Below are 20,841 nucleotides of genomic sequence, written 5' to 3' on the forward strand. Positions count from 1 at the left end.
GACCAATTATTATGACATTTTTATCCCAAAGAATCAATAACCTTTCAGAATCGCAGACCATTAAAATGGCCAAATTAGCTAGAGAACTATCCGCAAAAGGGGTAGATGTGATTAACCTTAGCTTCGGTGAACCAGACTTTTTTACGCCTCAACATGTTAAGGAAGCAGGTAAGCAAGCTATAGATGACAATTACTCTTACTATACCCCAGTATCGGGATATCCAGAATTAAGAAAAGCAATTGCAGAAAAGTTATTAAAGGAAAATGGACTTACCTATAATTTTGACCAGATTGTTGTTTCTACAGGAGCTAAGCAATCCTTAGCGAATGCTATATTGTGCCTGGTTAACCCTGGTGACGAGGTAATTGTGCCTACTCCTTATTGGGTTTCTTATTCAGAAATGATTAAACTTGCTGAAGGCGAAACAGTTTTCGTTGATGCTACTGTTGAACAGAATTTCAAAATTACTGCCGAACAATTAGAGGCAGCAATTACGCCGAAAACAAAGTTATTTATGTTCTCCTCCCCTTGTAACCCTACAGGTTCGGTTTACAGCAAAGAGGAACTGGCATCTTTAGCAGCGGTATTCGAAAAATACCCTAACATCTACATCTTATCAGATGAAATTTATGAGCACATTAACTTTGTAGGAGCACACACTTCTATCGCTTCTTTTGATGCCATTAAAGACCGTGTGGTTGTCATCAATGGCTTCTCTAAATCATACGCTATGACTGGCTGGAGAGTTGGTTACATGGCAGCAAATAAAGAAATTGCTAATGCCTGCGATAAATTACAAGGACAAATTACTTCGGGTACTTGTTCTATAGCGCAAAGAGCAGCTTTAAAAGCTTACCAGGATGGTTTAGATACTGTTTTAGAAATGGTAGCAGAATTTAAAAGTCGCAGGGACATTGTTTACAGTCTTTTAAAAGAGATTCCAGGCATTAAAGTTAACCTTCCTGATGGTGCATTTTACTTCTTCCCTGAGGTGAAATCCTTTTTCGGAAAAAGTGCAGACGGAAAGACGATCAACACTGCCGAAGACCTTTCTTTGTACTTGTTAGATGAAGCGCATGTTTCTACGGTAACAGGTGAGGCGTTTGGAAATGCAGAGTGTATCCGTATTTCTTATGCCGCAGCCGAAAATACTTTAAGAGATGCTGTTTTCAGGATCGCTAAAGCGTTAGCTAAATTGAACTAAAAGCTTATCAAGCTATATTAAAAAAACGAGGTTGCATCATTGTCAAAATGAGCAGCCTCGTTTTTTTATGTCTTTTTTTTTGGGTGGTTTTAAAGGTTTTCATTCCAGGTTAACTACTTTTCGATTCCGTATAGTATGTTAAAAGTCAAATTTAGATTGCCAGGTCGTTGGTAGGTCATTTGTAGGTCGTTGGTAGGTCCTTTGTAGGTCTAAATGACCTGCAAAGGACCTACCAAGGATAAGGGAAAGATAGGGCAATTGTTAAACTTTACCATTTATTCCTCTAACCTCTTTTAACTTCATAATCATCTGTTGTGCGTCAGTTTTTATCCAGTTGTCATATTCGTGGATTGCTTTTAACCTTAATTCCTCGGTTATATAACCCTCTTCAACTATTTGTTTTAAGTTGGCTACTTTCGACCATATTCCAATTCTTTCTACAAAATTATGATCTCCAATTTTATAAACTTCATCAGATTGATAACTTTCAATCGAATTGAAGCCCACTTCAGTTAAATAGCCGGCTAAATCATCAGCAATATGATTATTCATTCCTGCATCAGATCTCCATTTTAAAAAGGCAGCATAAAACACCTGCATGCTTTTTGGTGGTTCTGGTGTCCATTCTAATTTTTCATGATTATAATCAAGAATAGAAATTTGACCGCCTGGTTTCAACAAGGTTTTCATTTTTTTTAAGGCATCCTGTGGGTTGCTTAGCCATTGCAAAGTTCGGGCAGAAACAATCAAATCAAATTTAATATCCGATTGATAGTTGAAAATATCGCTATGAAGGAGTTCTAAATTGGGTGTCTGGCAATAACTTACCTTTCCGCTTGCAATAAACTTTTCAGTATTGTCTATACCGGTTACACGACCCTCAACACCAACGAGCTTTGCGATTCCATTTGATATCGCTCCAGTTCCGCACCCTACATCCAATACTTGTAATCCTTCCTTTAAAATTGGAATTAAGGTAGCGTAATCAACCTCAACACTACGGCTATCAAATGTTTTATTCGTGCTTTGATGATCACGATTAATTTTTTTATTAATTTTTTGATACATCTCTAAAAGTAAGCTTTAAATCAGTTTCTAAGACCTGATGGCTTCTACAGGGTCTAATCGTGAAGCTGCATATGCGGGCCAGAATCCTGATATAGCCCCAATTATTACAGAAATACTGATCCCGGTAATAACATTATTCATATCCAGGATAATTTTTACATCCATGGCATAGGTAAACACCAACGTAATCAGGTATACTAATAATAAGCCCAAAGCCCCACCAAGAATACATAAAGCAATAGCCTCAAACATAAATTGCAGGAGGATAAAATAATTCTTGGCTCCAAGAGATTTCTGGATTCCAATAATATTAGTCCGCTCCTTTACAGAAACAAACATAATATTAGCTATACCAAAACCACCAACTAATATAGAAAAGCCACCAATAACCCAGCCAGCGATGTTTACCATATTAAACATAACATCTAACTGGTTAGAAAGTAAGGTAGCCTTGTTTAAAGAAAAATCATCTTCAGCACCTGGTTTTAAGCGATGTATAGAACGCATTACACCTACCAATTCGCTTTCTACTTCTTCCAGGCTTACATTTTCATTACCTCTAACGGTAATTGAAGGACCATAATTTTCATTCTCTACGTCAAATAATCCTTTAGCAAGATTTAAAGGAATCAAAATATTCTTATCCTGCGACATACCCAGCATGTCTTCACCTTCCTTTTTAAACACCCCAACAACAGTTAACCTTCTGCCCATTACTTTGATCTGTTTTCCTGCCGCTGGCTCCTCATTAAATAGACCTTCGGCAATATCCGCACCCATTATCACCAATGGAGCACCAGATTTACCTTCGCTTTCAGTAAAATAACGGCCCTCCTTAAAATCAAGGTTCCAGGTTTTATTGAAATCTTGAGATCCGGCGTTTAAACTCACATTTTCTACGGAGTTACTCCTATATTTAACCGTTCGATTACTGGCAGATGCCTCAAAAGATATCCCTTTCACATTATCTAAACGTTCCTGTAAAGCTTCGAAATCCCTTATACTTGGCTCAGGTCTATTTACATATTTCCACCATGGAAAATTACCACCAAAAACCCATGGCCATTTCTGCACAAAGATGGTGTTAGAGCCAAGTTTATCCACGCTGGACTGGAGCTTATTTCTAAGGGTATCAACAGCTGAGAAAACAGAAATAATGGTAAAAATACCGATGGTGATGCCCAATAAAGAGAGCATAGTGCGCAGTTTATTCTGGCGCAACGCATCGGCTGCGAACCAAAAACTTTCGGCTATAAGTCTAAAGATCATCATAATTAGTGTTTAGACCAAAACTACTTAAAAAGGTTACAGATGAGATTGGTATTTTTAATAAAATTTATCTGTTCAGGCACAATTGAAGGACTTCAAATCATTATTTATTAATTAGGAAATTATTTCGTAAATTTGCAACTTTAATTATTACATCGAAAAACATGAAGTTATCTCAATTTAAATTTAATTTACCTGAATCATTAATTGCCAATACACCTTCAGACCAACGTGACGAATCCCGTCTAATGGTTTTACATAAGGACAGCGGCAAAATTGAGCATAAAATATTTAAAGATGTTTTAAGCTATTTTGATGATCAGGATGTAATGATCTTAAACAACACCAAGGTTTTTCCTGCCCGTTTGTATGGTAATAAAGAAAAAACAGGTGCCACAATTGAAGTGTTTTTACTACGCGAATTAAATAAAGAATTACGTTTATGGGATGTACTAGTAGATCCTGCACGTAAAATTCGTGTTGGAAATAAATTATATTTCGGAGATGATGACCTATTAGTAGCAGAGGTAGTTGACAATACGACTTCCAGAGGACGCACCATTCGCTTCTTATTTGATGGAACTGATGAAGAATTTAGAAAAAATATTGAAATATTAGGAGAAACACCACTTCCAAAATATATTAACCGTAAAGCTACTGCACAGGATAAAGAACGTTACCAAACCATTTTTGCAAAACATGAAGGGGCTGTTGCTGCTCCAACTGCCGGCTTACATTTTAGTAGGGAGTTAATGAAAAGATTAGAGCTTAAAGGAATTAATTTTGCTGAGATTACCTTACACATTGGCCTGGGCACTTTTAGATCGGTGGAAGTTGAAGATTTAACTAAGCACAAAATGGACTCTGAACAGTTTATTATTGAGGCTATAGATGCTGCCTTAGTAAACAAAGCTTTAGAAGAAAAAAGAAAAATTTGTGCTGTTGGAACTACCTCCATGCGCGCCATAGAATCTGCTGTTTCATCTGGAAGGTTATTAAAACCGGCAAACGATTGGACTAGCAAATTCATTTTCCCTCCTTATGAGTTTAGTATAGCTAATTCAATGATCACAAACTTTCACACACCAGAGTCTACTTTATTGATGATGGTTAGTGCCTTTGGTGGTTATGATTATGTTAGACATGCTTATGAAGTGGCCTTAAAAGAAAAATATCGCTTTTACAGTTATGGCGATGCGATGTTGATTATCTAATAACAGCAAATCATTAAAATAAATAGGAGATTTAACCTTGGTTAGATCTCCTATTTTTGTATCTATACTATTCCAATTTTAATAAGAGGTAAATTCATAGCTGATGAAATATTATGCAATTATAGTTGCCGGGGGTTCGGGTACCAGGATGCAAACCACACAGGCGAAACAGTTTTTACTGCTGGAAGGCTTGCCAATACTGATGCATACCCTAAAAGCATTTCACGATTGTATACTAATGCCACAAATATTGTTGGTTTTAAATATACACCAACACCAATATTGGGAAGAATTGTGTACAAAATATAATTTCACTGTCCCACATGAAGTCATTAAAGGTGGTCAGGAAAGGTTTCATTCTGTAAAGAATGCGTTAAAAATGATCAAAGGAAATGGGATTGTTGCTGTTCACGATGCCGTTAGGCCGCTAATTTCTGCTGCATTGATAGAAAAATCTTTCCATGCAGCTGCAGAGAAGGGGAATGCGGTAGCGGGTATTCATCCTACGGATTCGGTAAGGATAGCAGAGAACAGCAGCAATAGGACATTAAACAGAGACTTGGTATACTTGATACAAACACCTCAGACGTTTCAATCAGCGCAGTTAAAAAAGGCTTACCAACAACCTTTCCGCAATGAATATACAGACGACGCTTCGGTTGTGGGGCATGCAGGTTATGAGATCAACATCATTGAGGGGGAACGGGACAATTTAAAGATCACTTATCCGCTTGATTTAACATTTGCTTCAATACTAATGAAAAAGGGCTCCTGAAACCAAGAGCCCTTTATATTAAGCAGCGCGGTTAATTACTTTTAAGATGATCGCAATAACTGCAATGACCAATAAAATATGAATTAATCCACCTACGTTACCAAATCCTTGAAAGAAAAAGCCAATAATCCATAGTATTACCAATACCACGGCGACTAAATAAAGTAAATTTCCCATAATTTTAATTTCTGTTAAAAGTTGTTAATTAAATATTTGAATAAGCTTAAATCGCTTCCCTGACATTTCACAAACAATCTTCGTTCCAAAAATTAAAAGCCCCGTTGTGCGGGGCTTTTAATGGGTTAATTAATATTCGTCTTCATTAAAGAAGAAATCATCTTTTGTAGGATAATCTGGCCATATTTCTTCAATTGTTTCATATGGCTCGCCATCATCTTCAAGGGCTTGCAAATTCTCAATCACCTCAACAGGGGCGCCTGATCTTATGCCGTAATCAATTAATTCGTCTTTTGTTGCAGGCCATGGAGCGTCTTCCAAATGCGATGCGAGTTCTAATGTCCAATACATATCTTATACTATTAATTATTCTTTTTTATTTCCGCAAAAGTATATTAAAAAACTTGATGAAAACAAAATTATTTATAATTTATTAAATCCGGGGAATCCAGATATTTTCTTCTGTTTTAGCGTCCAAATTTAACATTCTTCCCAAAACAAATAAATAATCACTTAATCTGTTTAAATACACCGTCATTTTTTCGTCAACAAAACTTTCATCGGCCAAATGAAAGGTTAATCTTTCGGCTCTTCTGCAAATACATCGGGCCACATGACAGAAGGAAACGACTGTATTTCCACCTGGAAGGATGAAATGAGTCAGTTCTGGCAAAACCTCATTCATCCTATCCATTTCTTTTTCTAAGCGTTCAATATCTGCTTCATGGAGATCTGGGATTTTCATTCTGGATTTTTCAGGATCTGAGGCTAGTGCAGCACCAATGGTAAAAAGCCGATCCTGAATCTCTTTTAAAAACTCCTGGTGATGCGTTTTGATGTCTTGACAACGGATAAGTCCGATGTAGGAATTGAGCTCATCAACAGTACCGTAACACTCAATACGGAGATGGAATTTAGGTACGCGTGTTCCTCCAATAAGAGAGGTTAGGCCCTTATCACCTGTTTTGGTATAAATCTTCATTTCTTAAGCTTTTTTATGTTTAGCCAGTAGTTTCAAAGTCATCTCCTTTTTCCTGCAATACACTTATTGCGGGTGATACTGTTTTGATGTCAGTATTTAGAAAATCATTTTCAATTAAGCCATCCCTCATCCGCACAATACGATGCGCATGTTGAGCAATATCTTCCTCATGGGTAACTAATATAATGGTATTTCCTTTAGCGTGAATCTCTTCCAGCAATCCCATAATTTCGATGGATGTTTTAGTATCCAGGTTACCCGTTGGCTCATCGGCCAGAATTATCGAAGGATTATTAATTAAAGCTCGAGCCACAGCCACACGTTGTCGTTGACCCCCAGATAATTCATTCGGCTTATGGGTTATACGATTACCTAAACCCACATTTCCCAATGCTGTCTGTGCTCTTTTTTCCCGGTCTGCTTTGTTTACACCGGCATAGATCAATGGTAAAGCCACATTGTCTAGAGATGTTGACCTGGGTAAAAGATTAAACGTTTGGAATACAAAACCAATTTCTTTATTCCGTACTTCGGCAAGGTCATTGTCAGTCATGCGACTTACATCAATACCATTAAGAATATATTCTCCTTTGGTAGGTGTATCTAAACAGCCAAGAATATTCATCAAAGTTGACTTACCAGATCCGGATGGCCCCATTAAAGCCACAAATTCACCTTTGTTAATATGTAGGGTAACAGACTTTAAAGCATGAATCACTTCTGTTCCTATTACATATTTTCGGCCTATATCTTTAATTTGAATTAATGGTTCTTCCATTTCTTTTTATATTTAGACCCTAATGATGGGCATAATGTTACAGGGTGGTTATTTTTCTATGATTTTAGGAACCATAAAAAATGCTTCATTGTGTTTTGAGGCATTCATGAGGCCTTGTTCAATCGTTATCTCTTGTTTAACCACATCTTCCCGAAAAACATTTACATCAGGATTTAAGTAAACCAGCGGTTCTACACCCTCGGTATCCAGTTCATTCAACTGCTCCATAAAGGTAAGTATTTTGCTCATCTCTACGATCAGCTCGTCTACTTCTTCTTCCTTAACTGCTATATGGGCAAGATCGGCAACTTTATGTATGGTTTTTTTATCTATGTTCATTTTGTAACAAGTTTACTATTTATTAAATCAAACACCTTTTCCCTTAACAGATCAGTGTCTAACAGGGTCAGTTCATTTGTTAAAATCGGTTTGTGAATGTAAATATCGCAAATCCCCGGACTACTTCCATACTTATTGCCATCATCCCACATCTTTTTCCACACATCACACATAGAAACGGGTACCACGCTAACCTTTTTATCAATGGCCAAACGAAAGGGGCCATTTTTAAATGGTAAAAGTAATGGCGGATATCCCTCTCCTTCAATGCCTCCTTCGGGGAAAATGATAAGACTCCTACCCTCATCGAGGTTATTGCCAGCTTTTTTAAATGCTCGAAATGCAGCTATGCGATGGTTTCTATTAACGGGAATATCTATTGTGTTAAAAAAAAGTTTTAATACCGGGTTTTTCAATAACTCTGCCTTACCCATAAAATGAAACTTGCCTTTTGCCAGAATACAAAATATCATGATATCAAGGTTGGAACTGTGATTAGCGCAATAAATATAGGTCTGGTCCTTTGAAAGCGCAGCTTCGTAAGTCAACCTAAAAAAAATGCCGCTGAACATACTGCAACATAAACTATTTAGCCTGCGCAGCTTGTTTAACATACCATACCATTTTGGGCGACTGGCAGCAACGAAGTAAAAAGGATAAAAAAGCACAAAGAAAATGATGATTACAAAAATTACATAAGTCCGGTGTATGTGTCTTAATCGCTTAATCATTCCTTTCAAAAATACTAAAAAATGGGAGATGCATGTAAAATTACCATTCCAAATCATTTTTTTATTAATTTCGGCCTTATGAAAGAAACGGTTGTTAGTGGAATACGTCCAACAGGGAAATTGCATCTCGGAAATTATTTTGGTGCAGTTAGTAATTTTGTGAAAATGCAGCATGAATATAATTGCTACTTTTTTATTGCCGATCTTCATTCCCTTACCACCCACCCTACACCACACGATTTAAATAGTTACGTAAAACATGTGATGGTCGAATACCTGGCATGTGGTATTGACCCGGAGGCTGCAACCTTATATGTGCAATCGGATGTGCCTGAAGTTGCGGAACTTTATTTATATTTAAATATGAATGCTTACTTGGGTGAACTGGAACGAAGTGCTTCTTTCAAAGATAAAATCCGTTCACACCCCGACAATGTTAATGCAGGATTATTGACCTATCCAACTTTAATGGCTGCAGATATTTTGATACACCATGCTACTAAAGTACCTGTAGGTAAAGACCAGGAACAACATTTAGAAATGACACGTACCTTCGGAAGCCGTTTCAACAGACTATATAACAAAGATTATTTTTCGGAAGCTTACGCTTTCAGCTATTCTGATAAACTGGTGAAAGTTCCTGGTTTAGATGGAAAAGGAAAAATGGGTAAATCTGAAGGTGATGCCAATTGCATCTATTTATCGGATTCCCCAGCGATTATCCGTAAAAAAGTTTCTCGTGCAGTAACCGACGGCGGACCAACAGAAGAGCATCAGGCAAAACCAGAAGCTATTCAAAACCTTTTTGACCTGATGAAAATTGTTTCCAGTAAAGACACATTGGCGCATTTCGATGAGCTGTATAATAAAATGGCCATTCGTTATGGTGACTTCAAAAAACAACTGGCAGAAGACATGATCATTTCTAATGCACCTATTTTAGAACGCATAGAAGGGATATCAAGAGATACAGCATATTTGCGGAAAGTTGCCGCAAATGGCGCTGAAAAAGCAAGAGAAAGTGCTCAAAAAACAATAAAAGAAGTAAGGGAATTAATTGGTTTTAAACCATTTTAGAAGATGCATATAGCAATAGTTGGGAATATCGGCGCAGGAAAAACTACTTTAACTAGTCTGTTAGCGAAAAATTATGGTTGGGACCCTTTATACGAGTCAGTAGAAAACAACCCTTACTTGGAAGATTTTTATGGAGACATGAAAAGATGGAGTTTTAATTTACAAATTTATTTCTTAAATAGCCGCTTCCACCAAATCGTTGAAATTGAAAAACTTAAAAGAAATGTAATCCAGGACAGGACAATATATGAAGATGCACACATATTTGCCGAAAACCTTCATGATATGGGTTTAATGACCTCCAGAGATCACGAAAATTACCGGGCAATATTTGATAATATCACCTCTTTTATTAAACCTCCAGACTTGTTGGTCTACCTTAGGGCTTCTGTACCAACATTGGTTAACAATATCCAACGCCGTGGAAGAGAATATGAAGCAGGTATTCGCATCGATTACTTATCAAAGTTGAATGAAAAATACGAAGAATGGATAAAAGGCTACCAGCTAGGTAAATTATTGATTCTCGACAAAGACAAACTGGATTTCAGCAACAACCCTGAAGATTTGGGCACAATTATACAATCCATAGAAGCTGAAATTAACGGTCTTTTTTAAATGAAAACAATTGGCATTATTCCATCCAGATATGAATCAACCCGTTTTCCGGGTAAACCACTGATACAAATTGGTGGAAAAAGCATGATCAGAAGAGTTTATGAACAGGCATTAAAGTCTAAAGTGCTTGACGATGTAGTTGTAGCTACAGACGACCAGCGGATAGTAGATGAGGTTAAAAGCTTTGGTGGTAAGTTTGTATTAACAGCTAGTCATCACCAAAGTGGTACAGACCGTTGTGCAGAAGTAATTGCTAAACTGCCTCAATTTGACACCGTAATTAACATACAAGGTGATGAGCCTTTTATAGATCCTGAACAAATAGACCTCATTGCAAAGTGTTTTGAGGATAGCCATGTACAATTGGCAACACTTGTTAAAGCAATTTCTTCTAATGAAGAGCTTTTTAATAAAAACATTCCAAAAGTAATATTGAATACGCTAGGTGAAGCCATTTATTTTAGTCGCCAAACCATTCCATACCTTAGAAATGTAAATGAGAAAGACTGGTTGGGTGCATATCCTTTTTATAAGCATATTGGTATTTACGGCTACACCACCAAAACACTGTTAGCAATAACAAAACTTCAACCATCAGGTTTAGAGCTTGCAGAAAACCTGGAGCAATTGCGATGGCTTGAAAATGGATATAAAATTAAAACTAAAATAACTAAATTCGAAACGCTGGCCATTGATACGCCAGATGATTTAAAAAGGTTATTTTAAAATAGCCCTTTATTAGCGTCTATTTTTCAGCTATTGCCTATGAAATATATTATACTTAATTTAATTATACTGGCATTTTTTCTGTCTTCTTGCAACAACAAATCAGAAAAACAACTCATTAATTCAGGTGAACTGATCAAAACATCAACAGCGTTTTTTAGTGACTCTTTCAGGGCGGATACTTTTAAGGTTGTTTTAAAAGGAAAAGAGCCTAAAAAAATGCTGCTAACATTTAATATTATCACTGCTGAGGGGATAGAAATATATAAGAAAGTATTTAAAGCAAGAGATTTAATACACAATTACAAGGAAACAGTTGACCTTAGAAAGAAAAATAAACAGCAAAGTTTTATAACCGGGGAATTCGATTTCTTCCTGGACGAAGAGAACTTTTTATGGCCAGCCATTACATCAGATCAGAAACCTGATCAACATTCACCAGATAAATATTTTTTCAAGGAATTGCAGGACAGTCAATTGAATGGCTTTAAATATAGAATAAGTAAAGAAACCAAGGTTTATATTGCCTGGTCTGCAAAAGAACGACGAGTGAAAGTGTATTATTACTGTTGTTAAGTAAAAATTAAACTACTTGATTTACAGATATATAAATGAAAATATCACAATTGTTATGGAAATGTCAAAATATCTTCTTAACATTATAAAAGCAATCAGATAACATATAACGTAGTAAGTACTTAAACCTGCATATTCTAACCAAATATATATAAAAAGAGCGCCTGGAGTATTTCCAGGCCTTTTTTTTTAACTAAAAAGCAGGTTTAACCCTTTTGGTCTATGTGTTGGTTTTAAATGGGATGAGCATAGATATTGCGGTTTATACCAGAAAATCTGACGCAATTATACCGCGCTAAGCCTCAGAATAAATCATGTTAAAACTCTTACTTGTGTTTTAAAACCTTATAAATTTCAAAAAGACAAGGCGAGTATCCATTTAAATGCTAACTTTGTATCCCGTACAAAAAGGTTAAGATAAGCTGCAAAAAGGCGGTTCTTTCAAAAAAAACACAAACACATGACTAAGTATATTTTTGTTACGGGCGGTGTAACTTCCTCTTTAGGAAAGGGCATCATCTCCGCTTCATTGGCCAAACTTTTACAAGCAAGAGGCTACCGGGTAACTATTCAGAAATTCGACCCTTATATTAATATTGATCCGGGCACCCTGAATCCTTATGAACATGGTGAATGCTATGTAACCGAAGATGGGGCAGAAACCGATTTAGACTTAGGTCACTACGAGCGTTTCTTAAATGTACCAACCTCACAAGCAAATAACATCACCACTGGTCGTATTTACCAGAATGTAATCAATAAAGAACGCCAGGGTGAATATTTAGGGAAAACGGTGCAAGTTGTTCCACATATTACGGATGAGATTAAACGCAACATGCGCATCCTTGGTGATAGTGGTAAATATGACATCGTTATTACTGAACTTGGTGGTACTGTTGGTGACATTGAATCGTTACCATTTATTGAAGCTGTACGTCAGTTTAAATGGGAAGAGGGCGCTAACAATGCTATCGTAATACACCTTACCTTAATTCCTTTCTTAGCAGCTGCAGGTGAGTTAAAGACAAAACCTACTCAACATTCTGTAAAAACATTATTGGAATACGGTATACAACCAGACATCCTGGTTTGTCGTACGGAGCATCACCTCACCCTTGATATCCGCAAAAAAATAGCCTTGTTTTGCAATGTTAATATCAATGCAGTAATCGAATCTATCGATGCTTCCTCAATTTACAGCGTGCCTTTATTAATGATGAAGGAACAATTGGATAAGACGGTTTTAAGCAAACTTAAACTTCCTCAGAAAAATGAGCCCGACATGGAAAGCTGGAAAGATTTTTTAGGTCGCCTAAAAAATCCAACTGCAGAAGTGAAAATTGGATTGGTTGGAAAATATGTAGAACTTCCGGATGCTTATAAATCCATTAGCGAAGCATTTATCCATGCAGGCGCTAAAAACGAATGTAAAGTTAGATTAGAATTCATTCACTCCGAGGGTATTTACCCTGATAATGTAAAAGAAAAACTAAGTCATTTAGATGCCGTTTTGGTTGCTCCTGGATTTGGAAGCCGCGGAATAGAGGGGAAAATTGACACAATCAAATTTGCAAGAGAAATGGAATTACCTTTTTTTGGTATTTGCTTAGGAATGCAATGTGCGGTCATTGAATTTGGCAGAAACGTATTGGGTTTAAAAACAGCAAATACGACGGAAATTGATGAGCATACTGAATTTCCAGTTATTAATATGATGGAAGAGCAAAAACTGGTCACCAATAAAGGGGGTACCATGCGATTGGGTTCTTATCCATGCGACTTAAAAAAGGGAACAAAAGCTTTTTCAGCTTATGGAAAAAGCCATATTACCGAAAGACACAGACATCGTTACGAATTCAATAATGCTTATTTAAAGCAATATGAAGAAGCTGGAATGATTGCTTCTGGAGTCAATCCAGACAGTAATTTGGTGGAGATAATAGAACTAAAAAACCATGCATTTTTTGTTGGGGCACAATTTCATCCAGAATTAAAATCAACAGTTGCTAATCCTCACCCACTTTTTGTTAAATTTGTCGCCGCTGCGATGGAGTATGCGAAGAAAAAACAAACAAATAAGCGTTTAAACACTAATAATGGATAGAAATACATTTACAGGGCTGTTCCTGATCATGATCGTTTTAGCAGGTTCTTTTTACTTTTTTAAGCCAAGTGAAGCCGAATTAAAGAAAGAACAACAAAGGATCACCGCTGATTCAGCAAGAAAAGCCGGTGTTATGCCAGCAAATATTACCACACCGCTTCCCGCTGCTGCACCAGTGCTAGATTCTGTTGCCTTAAAAGGCCCTTTTGGATCCAACATCACCGGTACAGTTACAACTAGTATATTAGAGAATGAAAAGTTAAAATTAACTTTTACTAATAAAGGTGGTAAAATTCTATCTGTTGAAGTAAAGGATGAAAAAACTTACAAAGGTAAACCTGTAGTTTTATTTCAAGGAGAGCAGAATAAATTTGGACTTGACCTGAATATAGGTGGTAAAATTGTAAGTACTAATGAACTCTATTTTAGTACAGCAAAAACCAGTGCTACTTCAGTAACCATGCGCGCTACTTATGGTGCGGGTAAATACATTGAGTTTTTATATGATTTAAAACCCAATAGCAATAATATTGATTTCAACATTAACGTAAATGGTTTAAATCAGGTTATACAAAACAATAGCCTTTCACTTAACTGGGAAACTGAATTATTAGAACAGGAAAAGTCTATTAAAAATGAACAGCGCTATTCTGCACCATATTATAAATATGCTTTAGAAACGCCAGATCATTTGGGTGTAGATAAAGATCACAAAGAAGAACTTAAAGACGGTAAAATTGAGTGGATTGCATTTAAACAGCATTTTTTCTCTGGTGTTTTAATTCCTAAAGATGGTTTTGAAAAAGGAAATCTTGAAGTAAAAGTTAGTACTGAACCTGGAAAAGTTAAATGGTATGCTGCCAATATGCAGTTGAAATTTAACCAGCTGGCTTCACAAAGCTATGATATGCAGTTTTATTTTGGTAACAACAAGTTCGCTGAATTAAAAAAGCAAGGTCATGAAATAGAGAAATTGGTAGAAATGGGTTACTGGCCTTTAAAATACATCAATAGATTCGTGGTGCTTCCGGTCTTTAACTTTCTTGAAGGCTTTGGCTGGAACTATGGCCTGATCATTTTGGTGCTAACCATTCTGTTAAAGCTGGTTCTTTCGCCATTAACTTATAAATCATACATATCAATGGCTAAAATGAGAATTTTAAAGCCTGAGATGGATGAAATTAAAGCTAAAGTTGGTGATGATAACCCCACTTTGTTACAGCAGGAATACTTAAAACTGTATAAACAAGTGGGCGTTAATCCACTTGGAGGCTGTTTGCCTATGGTGCTTCAATTACCTATAGTGATGGCCTTCTTCTTTTTCTTCCCGAATTTATTTGAATTAAGAGGCCAGTCTTTCTTGTGGATGCATGACCTTTCAACTTATGATGATTTCATTAAATTTGGTTTCACCATTCCATTTATTGGTGATCACTTAAGTTTAATGTGTATCCTGATGACGATATCCACCCTGATTTATACCTATTACAACAATCAGATATCAGGTGCTACCGGACAAATGAAATACATTGGGTACATTATGCCAATCATTTTCTTAGGGGTACTGAATGATTATCCTGCAGGTTTGAATTACTACTACTTCCTTGCCAATATGCTTACTTTCGGTCAGCAATTCTTAATCAAGAGCATGGTTAACGATGAAAAAATTCATAATACCCTAAAGGAAAATAAAGTTAAACCAAAAGAAGAAAAGAAAAAATCTAAGTTTCAGACTCGTTTAGATGATTACATGCGTCAACAACAACAAACAAAAACTCAGGAAAAAAAGAAAAAATAGGATTTAAAATTAAAATAATCCAAGAAAAAGGTGTCCTTCAAAAAGGCGCCTTTTTTTAGTTTAAAATGCTTGGATTATTGTATTTTTAGCGATCAATCTTTATCCAAATAACATTTTAAACACAATATGAAAAGAAAGCTAACCTTCTATTTCCTTTTATTCGCGAGCCTGAGTTATGCACAAAAGAAACCACTGGATCACAGTGTTTATGATTCATGGCAAAGTATTGGTTCTAAAACTTTAACTAATAATGGACAATGGGCGGCATTTATTGTTTTACCGCAAGAAGGGGATGCAAAGCTTTACTTTAATAACCTATTAAATAACACCAAAAAAGAAGTTCCCAGAGCTGATCAGGTTAAATTTAGCACCACCTCTAAATATGCAGCCTTTTTAATTAATCCTTTATTTAAAGATACCCGCCTGGAAAAAATCAAAAAGAAAAAAGCAGATGAACTCACCAAAGATAGTTTAGGTATACTCAACTTCACAACTTTAAATCTAACAAAAGTAGCAAGGGTAAAGTCTTTTAAATTCCCAGAACAAGGGAATGATTTAATTGCCTACCTGTTAGAAAAACCGATTGATACTGCAAAAAAAGCAAGAACTGCTGTCGAAGATAAAAAAGGTATAGAAGAAGGTACAGAATTGGTTTACAAAAACCTGATCACCGGCATAGAACGAAAGTTTAAAGCAGTAACCGAATATGAATTCAGTAAAAATGGAAAACAACTCGCCATTGCTTGCTCAGGATCCAAAAAAGATAAAAATGCACCTTTTGGTGTCTATCTTTTCGACACAGAAAAAGGTGCCTTAAAAACCCTTGTTTCGAAAAAAGGAAATTACAAAAATCTGGTTTTTGATGAAGAAGGTGAGCACTTGGCTTTCTTAGGAGAAAGCAATGCCGAGAAAGAAGAAATTAAAGATTTTAATGTCTATTATAATTCACTAACCCTGGATACCGCCCAAGTGTTGGTTGAAAATGATTTTCCAGGAATGCCTTCAAAATGGGGCGTAAGCGGTGATGGAAAATTAATGTTCAATAAAGATGGCGACAAACTATATTTTGGTATTGCGCCTTTAAAGAAAGCTAAAGACACTACTTTAGTGGAATTAGAAAATGCCAAACTAGATATTTGGGGTTACAAGGATGATTATTTACAACCTATGCAATTGAAAAATGCTGAAAAAGAAGCGAAGAAAAGCTATTTAACAAGTATTGATATTTTCAATAGTGATCCAAAGATCATTCCCTTAACAGACCTTAAATTACCTGAAGCAAGCCTTATTAATGAAGGAAATTCAGCCTTTGTGCTGGCTAATACAGATTTAGGAAACAGAATTGCCTTTCAATGGACTGGATCTATTAACCGTGATTATTACCTGGTAGATGTCAAAAATGGGCAGAGAAAGAAAATTATAACAAGTTTAGATGGCAATGCGGTAGCCTCCCCTGCAGGCAAATATGTGCTTTATTATGATAAAAAGATTGCTTTATGGTCTACCTATACCATTGCAACAGGTAAAATTACCGTGTTAAATAAAGACCTTAATGTAAAATTTTCTGATGAGGACAATGATGTCCCTGCTGATCCGTCCTCTTACGGTTTAGCTACATGGACAGCGGACGATAAAGAGGTCTTCATTTACGACCGTTACGACATTTGGTCTTTTTCTCCTGAAGGAAAATCTACACCAAAAAACATAACTAATGGCTATGGAAGGCTAAAAAACATTACTTTCCGTTATAATAGTTTAGATCCTGAAGAGCGATTTCTACCTAAAAAAGGATCAATTATTTTAACCGCATTGAATAACAACACAAAGGAAAATGGTTTTTTTAAAAAAAATATAAACGATAGCAAAAACCCTGAAATGGTAATGATGGGACCTTTCAAATATTCTGTTTTAACCAAAGCTAAAGATGCGGAACGTTACCTCTACGATAAAGGAAATTATAGCCAGTCGCCAAATGTTTATGCAACGGTTGACTTAAAAACCGAACTAAAATTAAGTGCCACCAATCCTCAGCAGCAAAACTACAACTGGGGAACTGCAGAACTGGTTAAATGGACAACACCAAAGGGCTTTAAATCAGAAGGCATCCTTTATAAACCAGAAAACTTCGACCCTAACAAGAAATATCCAATGATTGTTTATTTCTATGAAAAGTTAACAGATGGGTTGTTTAATTACCAGGCACCTGCCCCTACGCCATCGCGGTTAAACATTTCTTATTTTGTGAGCAATGGCTACCTGGTATTTGCACCCGATATCAGCTATGAAATAGGTTATCCAGGTAAATCAGCGATGGAATATATTAATTCTGGCGTAGAATACCTCAAGAAAAATAGCTGGGTAAATGGTGCTAAGATTGGTTTACAAGGACAAAGCTGGGGTGGTTATCAGGTAGCGTACCTGATAACCCAAACTAACATTTATGCTGCTGCATGGGCAGGTGCCCCGGTTGCCAACATGACTTCCGCTTACGGAGGTATCCGTTGGGCTTCAGGTATGAACAGGCAGTTCCAATATGAAAAAACCCAAAGCAGAATTGGGGCCACTTTATGGGAAAAACCTGAATTGTATATAGAGAACTCCCCATTATTTTATTTACCTAATGTAAATACGCCCTTAGCCATTATGGCTAATGATGCAGATGGTGCTGTACCCTGGTATCAAGGTATTGAGTTATTTACAGGATTGAAACGCCTTGGGAAACCATCCTGGCTACTGAATTATAATAATGAAGCACACAACCTGGTTTTGCGTCAAAACAAAAAAGACATACAGATTAGAGAACAACAGTTTTTCGACTATTACCTTAAAGATACCAAAGCTCCGGTATGGATGGTTGGAGGAATACCTGCTGCAGAAAAAGGTAGAACCTGGGGTTTTGAACTAACCAATGAAAAACCATAAATGAAGGCCACAACCTACTTTGAAAACTATGAAGATTTTAAAGAAACAGCTTTTAACAGCCGCTTTTTAAAACACAAAACGCTGATTAACTTACTCCAAAAGCTCCCGGCAGACTTTGAGCAAGAACCAATTGGAAAATCATTTGAAGGCCGGGAACTTCATTTAATTAAATGGGGACAGGGCTCCATAAAAATCTTCTTGTGGAGCCAGATGCATGGTGATGAAGCCACAGGAACGATGGCCTTGTTTGACTTGTTCAATTTCCTGCAAAACCCTAAATTTCAGTCTATCAGTAGCTTACTGGCAACAAAATGCACCTTGTATTTCCTGCCTATGGTTAACCCGGATGGTGCAGAAAAATTTAGCCGGAGAAATGCACAACTGATTGATATCAACCGGGATTACCATCAAACTACAACACCAGAGGCAGCAATTTTAAAAAAAACCAGAGATACTATAAAACCACATTTTGGATTTAACCTGCATGACCAATCTACCTTATGGAGTGTTAAAAAAACCGGCAAGCCTGCCACCCTATCCTATTTGGCGCCTGCATTTGATGAAAACCTTAGTCTGAACGAAGTACGTAAAAATGCGATGTTGGTTATTGGAGACATGTATCATACGCTTAACCATTTCTTACCACATCAAATTGGCTTATTTGATGAGGAACACGAACCAAGGGCATTCGGCGATAACTTTCAAGCGGCAGGCACCTCAACTATTTTAATCGAAGCAGGTGGTTTGCATCAGGATGAAGAAAAACAGGAGATCAGAAAATACTTCTTTCTTTCCATATTAAGTGGTTTGCATTCCATCAGCACCGAGAAATATATCCTTCAGGATGTGCAGAATTACCTTTCCATCCCTAAAAACAACAAGGAAATCTTCCATATTTTGGTTAAAGATATATTATACCAAAATGCATCCTATAGCATGGGCATCAGCTATGAAGAAGAACCTGAAACAAATGGCTGTGCTACTCAAAAAAGTTATGTCATTACTGATATTGGCGACCTGAATCATTTAGGTGCTTATCATATTTATGAAGGCCATTTACTTGAAATTATGGGGGAAATTGAAATTAATAAGTTAGCAAATTTTACGCTTAAAAATGGCAATGAAATAATTTTGGCCTTTAAAAACGGAATTATACAATCAAAACTATAAATTAGCCCCTTAAAACTAAATTCAATTCATGGCATTAAGCAGAATCTGGTCCGCCTTTATTATAGTAGCAATCGTTGTAGCCAGCTTTAAATGCTTTTTTATGGGGCAATCAGAAATTTTCAACTGGATGATTATTGGAAAAGCCGGTGATGCAGGAAACCCACTGAAAGTTGATGGTGTGATAGAAACCTGCTGGACTGCAGTAAACATCTGTCTGAAATTAATAGGCATCATGGCACTTTTTATGGGTTTTATGAGCATTGCAGAAAGAGCAGGCGGTATCAGGTTGTTGTCTAAAATAATAGGGCCATTCTTTTCCAAACTATTCCCTGATATTCCAAAAGGCCATCCGGCAACGGGACACATGGTAATGAATTTTTCTGCGAATCTATTGGGTTTAGACAATGCAGCTACCCCATTTGGTTTAAAAGCAATGGAAAGTTTGCAGGAATTAAATCCAAATAAGGATACCGCATCGAATGCGCAAATCATGTTTCTTTGCTTGCATGCCTCTGGATTAACTTTGATACCTGTAAGCATTATTGCGATGAGGGCTTCTTTAAATTCAGCCAACCCAACGGATATATTTATTCCCTGCATGATTGCAACATTTGTAGCTACCATTGCAGCAATGCTTATCGTTTCTTTTAAACAAAAAATAAATGTCTTTCAGCCGGTTATATTGATTTGGGTGTTAGGAATTTCCTCCGTAATTGCCTTAATGGTTTTATACCTTACCAGTTTAAGCACCGGAGCTTTACAATCCTTTTCTGGAATCCTAAGTAATGGAATCCTCTTGCTCATTTTCTTCCTTATCATCTTAGGAGGTGTTTATAAAAATATTAATGTATTTGACGCTTTTATTGATGGCGCAAAAGGAGGTTTTGAAACAGCGATCAGGATTATTCCTTATTTGGTGGGGATGCTTATTGCAATAAGTCTTTTGCGTACCAGTGGCACTTTCGACATCGTAATTAACGGGTTGAAATATGTAAGCAATTATTTAGGTGCAGATTCCAGGTTCATTGATGGCATACCTACCGCATTAATTAAACCTTTAAGTGGTGGTGGTGCCAGAGGGATGATGATTGATACCATGACAACCCACGGTCCGGATTCATTTGCAGGACGTTTATCCAGCATTCTACAAGGCTCTTCTGATACAACCTTTTATGTGATTGCCGTATATTTTGGTGCCGTTAATGTTAAAAACACACGCTATACTGTCGGCGCAATGTTATTAGCTGATCTTGTGGGTATTATCACTGCTATTTTACTTTGTTATTTGTTTTTTGGATAAGTGATTTAAATT

General features: G+C 36.6%; 20 protein-coding genes. 12 read left to right on the top strand and 8 right to left on the bottom strand.

The features are described from left to right. Positions 1-11: 11 nt before the first annotated feature. Positions 12-1,205 carry a pyridoxal phosphate-dependent aminotransferase gene (locus tag AAKU52_RS06240; protein ID WP_354331375.1) on the top strand — a complete coding sequence of 398 codons (1,194 nt, stop codon included), beginning with the start codon at positions 12-14 and terminating at the stop codon, positions 1,203-1,205. Between the two features lie 261 nt (positions 1,206-1,466). On the opposite strand, the gene AAKU52_RS06245 is transcribed toward AAKU52_RS06240, so the two are convergent. Both AAKU52_RS06245 and AAKU52_RS06250 read right to left on the bottom strand, forming a co-directional pair. Then, positions 1,467-2,273 carry a methyltransferase domain-containing protein gene (locus AAKU52_RS06245; protein ID WP_354331377.1) on the bottom strand — a complete coding sequence of 269 codons (807 nt, stop codon included), beginning with the start codon at positions 2,271-2,273 and terminating at the stop codon, positions 1,467-1,469. A 27-nt stretch (positions 2,274-2,300) separates the two neighbouring features. Next, positions 2,301-3,545 (bottom strand): ABC transporter permease, encoded by a 1,245-nt coding sequence (locus AAKU52_RS06250; protein WP_354331379.1) that lies wholly within the window; start codon positions 3,543-3,545, stop codon positions 2,301-2,303. A gap of 161 nt (positions 3,546-3,706) precedes the next feature. Between AAKU52_RS06250 and queA the strand changes: the two genes are divergently transcribed. Both queA and AAKU52_RS06260 read left to right on the top strand, forming a co-directional pair. After that, positions 3,707-4,756: a tRNA preQ1(34) S-adenosylmethionine ribosyltransferase-isomerase QueA gene (gene queA / locus AAKU52_RS06255; protein ID WP_354331381.1), complete on the top strand. Its 1,050-nt coding sequence runs from the start codon at positions 3,707-3,709 to the stop codon at positions 4,754-4,756. A 103-nt stretch (positions 4,757-4,859) separates the two neighbouring features. Further along, positions 4,860-5,531 (top strand): 2-C-methyl-D-erythritol 4-phosphate cytidylyltransferase, encoded by a 672-nt coding sequence (locus AAKU52_RS06260; RefSeq protein ID WP_354331383.1) that lies wholly within the window; start codon positions 4,860-4,862, stop codon positions 5,529-5,531. Between the two features lie 18 nt (positions 5,532-5,549). Here the strand turns inward: AAKU52_RS06260 and AAKU52_RS06265 are convergent, their stop codons facing one another. From AAKU52_RS06265 to AAKU52_RS06290, 6 genes are all read right to left on the bottom strand, one after another. Further along, entirely contained in the window at positions 5,550-5,708 is a 159-nt protein-coding gene (locus tag AAKU52_RS06265) for a lmo0937 family membrane protein (protein WP_354331385.1), read from the bottom strand. Positions 5,709-5,837: 129 nt separating this feature from the next. Beyond that, positions 5,838-6,059, bottom strand: coding sequence for a DUF2795 domain-containing protein (locus tag AAKU52_RS06270; RefSeq protein ID WP_008240955.1), 222 nt, complete (start codon positions 6,057-6,059; stop codon positions 5,838-5,840). An 82-nt stretch (positions 6,060-6,141) separates the two neighbouring features. Next, a complete protein-coding gene (locus AAKU52_RS06275; RefSeq protein ID WP_354331387.1) occupies positions 6,142-6,690 on the bottom strand; it encodes a cob(I)yrinic acid a,c-diamide adenosyltransferase in 549 nt (182 codons plus the stop codon). A 19-nt stretch (positions 6,691-6,709) separates the two neighbouring features. Continuing rightward, positions 6,710-7,468, bottom strand: a complete 759-nt coding sequence (locus AAKU52_RS06280) for an ABC transporter ATP-binding protein (RefSeq protein WP_354331389.1) — start codon at positions 7,466-7,468, stop codon at positions 6,710-6,712. A gap of 48 nt (positions 7,469-7,516) precedes the next feature. Beyond that, positions 7,517-7,807: an Asp-tRNA(Asn)/Glu-tRNA(Gln) amidotransferase subunit GatC gene (gatC, locus tag AAKU52_RS06285; RefSeq protein WP_354331391.1), complete on the bottom strand. Its 291-nt coding sequence runs from the start codon at positions 7,805-7,807 to the stop codon at positions 7,517-7,519. Then, positions 7,804-8,538: a lysophospholipid acyltransferase family protein gene (locus AAKU52_RS06290; protein ID WP_354331393.1), complete on the bottom strand. Its 735-nt coding sequence runs from the start codon at positions 8,536-8,538 to the stop codon at positions 7,804-7,806. Before AAKU52_RS06290 ends, gatC begins: the two co-directional genes overlap by 4 nt. 78 nt (positions 8,539-8,616) lie before the next feature. On the opposite strand from AAKU52_RS06290, the gene trpS reads away from it, so the two are divergent. The 9 genes from trpS (at position 8,617) to AAKU52_RS06335 (ending at position 20,829) form a co-directional block, all read left to right on the top strand. Further along, the gene (trpS, locus tag AAKU52_RS06295; protein WP_354331395.1) at positions 8,617-9,615 is read left to right on the top strand and encodes a tryptophan--tRNA ligase; all 999 of its coding nucleotides are present in this window, start codon (positions 8,617-8,619) and stop codon (positions 9,613-9,615) included. A gap of 3 nt (positions 9,616-9,618) precedes the next feature. Beyond that, the gene (locus tag AAKU52_RS06300) at positions 9,619-10,233 is read left to right on the top strand and encodes a deoxynucleoside kinase (RefSeq protein WP_354331397.1); all 615 of its coding nucleotides are present in this window, start codon (positions 9,619-9,621) and stop codon (positions 10,231-10,233) included. Next, positions 10,234-10,959: a 3-deoxy-manno-octulosonate cytidylyltransferase gene (gene kdsB / locus AAKU52_RS06305; protein ID WP_354331399.1), complete on the top strand. Its 726-nt coding sequence runs from the start codon at positions 10,234-10,236 to the stop codon at positions 10,957-10,959. It abuts the gene before it with no gap. 39 nt (positions 10,960-10,998) lie between these two features. Then, positions 10,999-11,535 (top strand): hypothetical protein, encoded by a 537-nt coding sequence (locus AAKU52_RS06310; RefSeq protein ID WP_354331401.1) that lies wholly within the window; start codon positions 10,999-11,001, stop codon positions 11,533-11,535. Positions 11,536-11,995: 460 nt separating this feature from the next. After that, positions 11,996-13,639, top strand: coding sequence for a CTP synthase (gene pyrG, locus AAKU52_RS06315; protein WP_354331404.1), 1,644 nt, complete (start codon positions 11,996-11,998; stop codon positions 13,637-13,639). Then, a complete protein-coding gene (yidC, locus tag AAKU52_RS06320) occupies positions 13,632-15,437 on the top strand; it encodes a membrane protein insertase YidC (protein WP_354331406.1) in 1,806 nt (601 codons plus the stop codon). The genes pyrG and yidC overlap by 8 nt, the downstream gene beginning before the upstream one ends. A gap of 126 nt (positions 15,438-15,563) precedes the next feature. After that, complete coding sequence (locus tag AAKU52_RS06325) at positions 15,564-18,359, top strand: S9 family peptidase (protein WP_354331408.1); 2,796 nt, start codon at positions 15,564-15,566, stop codon at positions 18,357-18,359. Continuing rightward, positions 18,360-19,529, top strand: a complete 1,170-nt coding sequence (locus tag AAKU52_RS06330) for a M14 family zinc carboxypeptidase (RefSeq protein WP_354331410.1) — start codon at positions 18,360-18,362, stop codon at positions 19,527-19,529. Positions 19,530-19,557: 28 nt separating this feature from the next. Then, positions 19,558-20,829 (top strand): spore maturation protein, encoded by a 1,272-nt coding sequence (locus tag AAKU52_RS06335; protein ID WP_354331412.1) that lies wholly within the window; start codon positions 19,558-19,560, stop codon positions 20,827-20,829. Positions 20,830-20,841 lie beyond the last annotated feature (12 nt).

The organism is Pedobacter sp. CG_S7 (assembly GCF_040544395.1).
Lineage (GTDB): Bacteria > Bacteroidota > Bacteroidia > Sphingobacteriales > Sphingobacteriaceae > Pedobacter.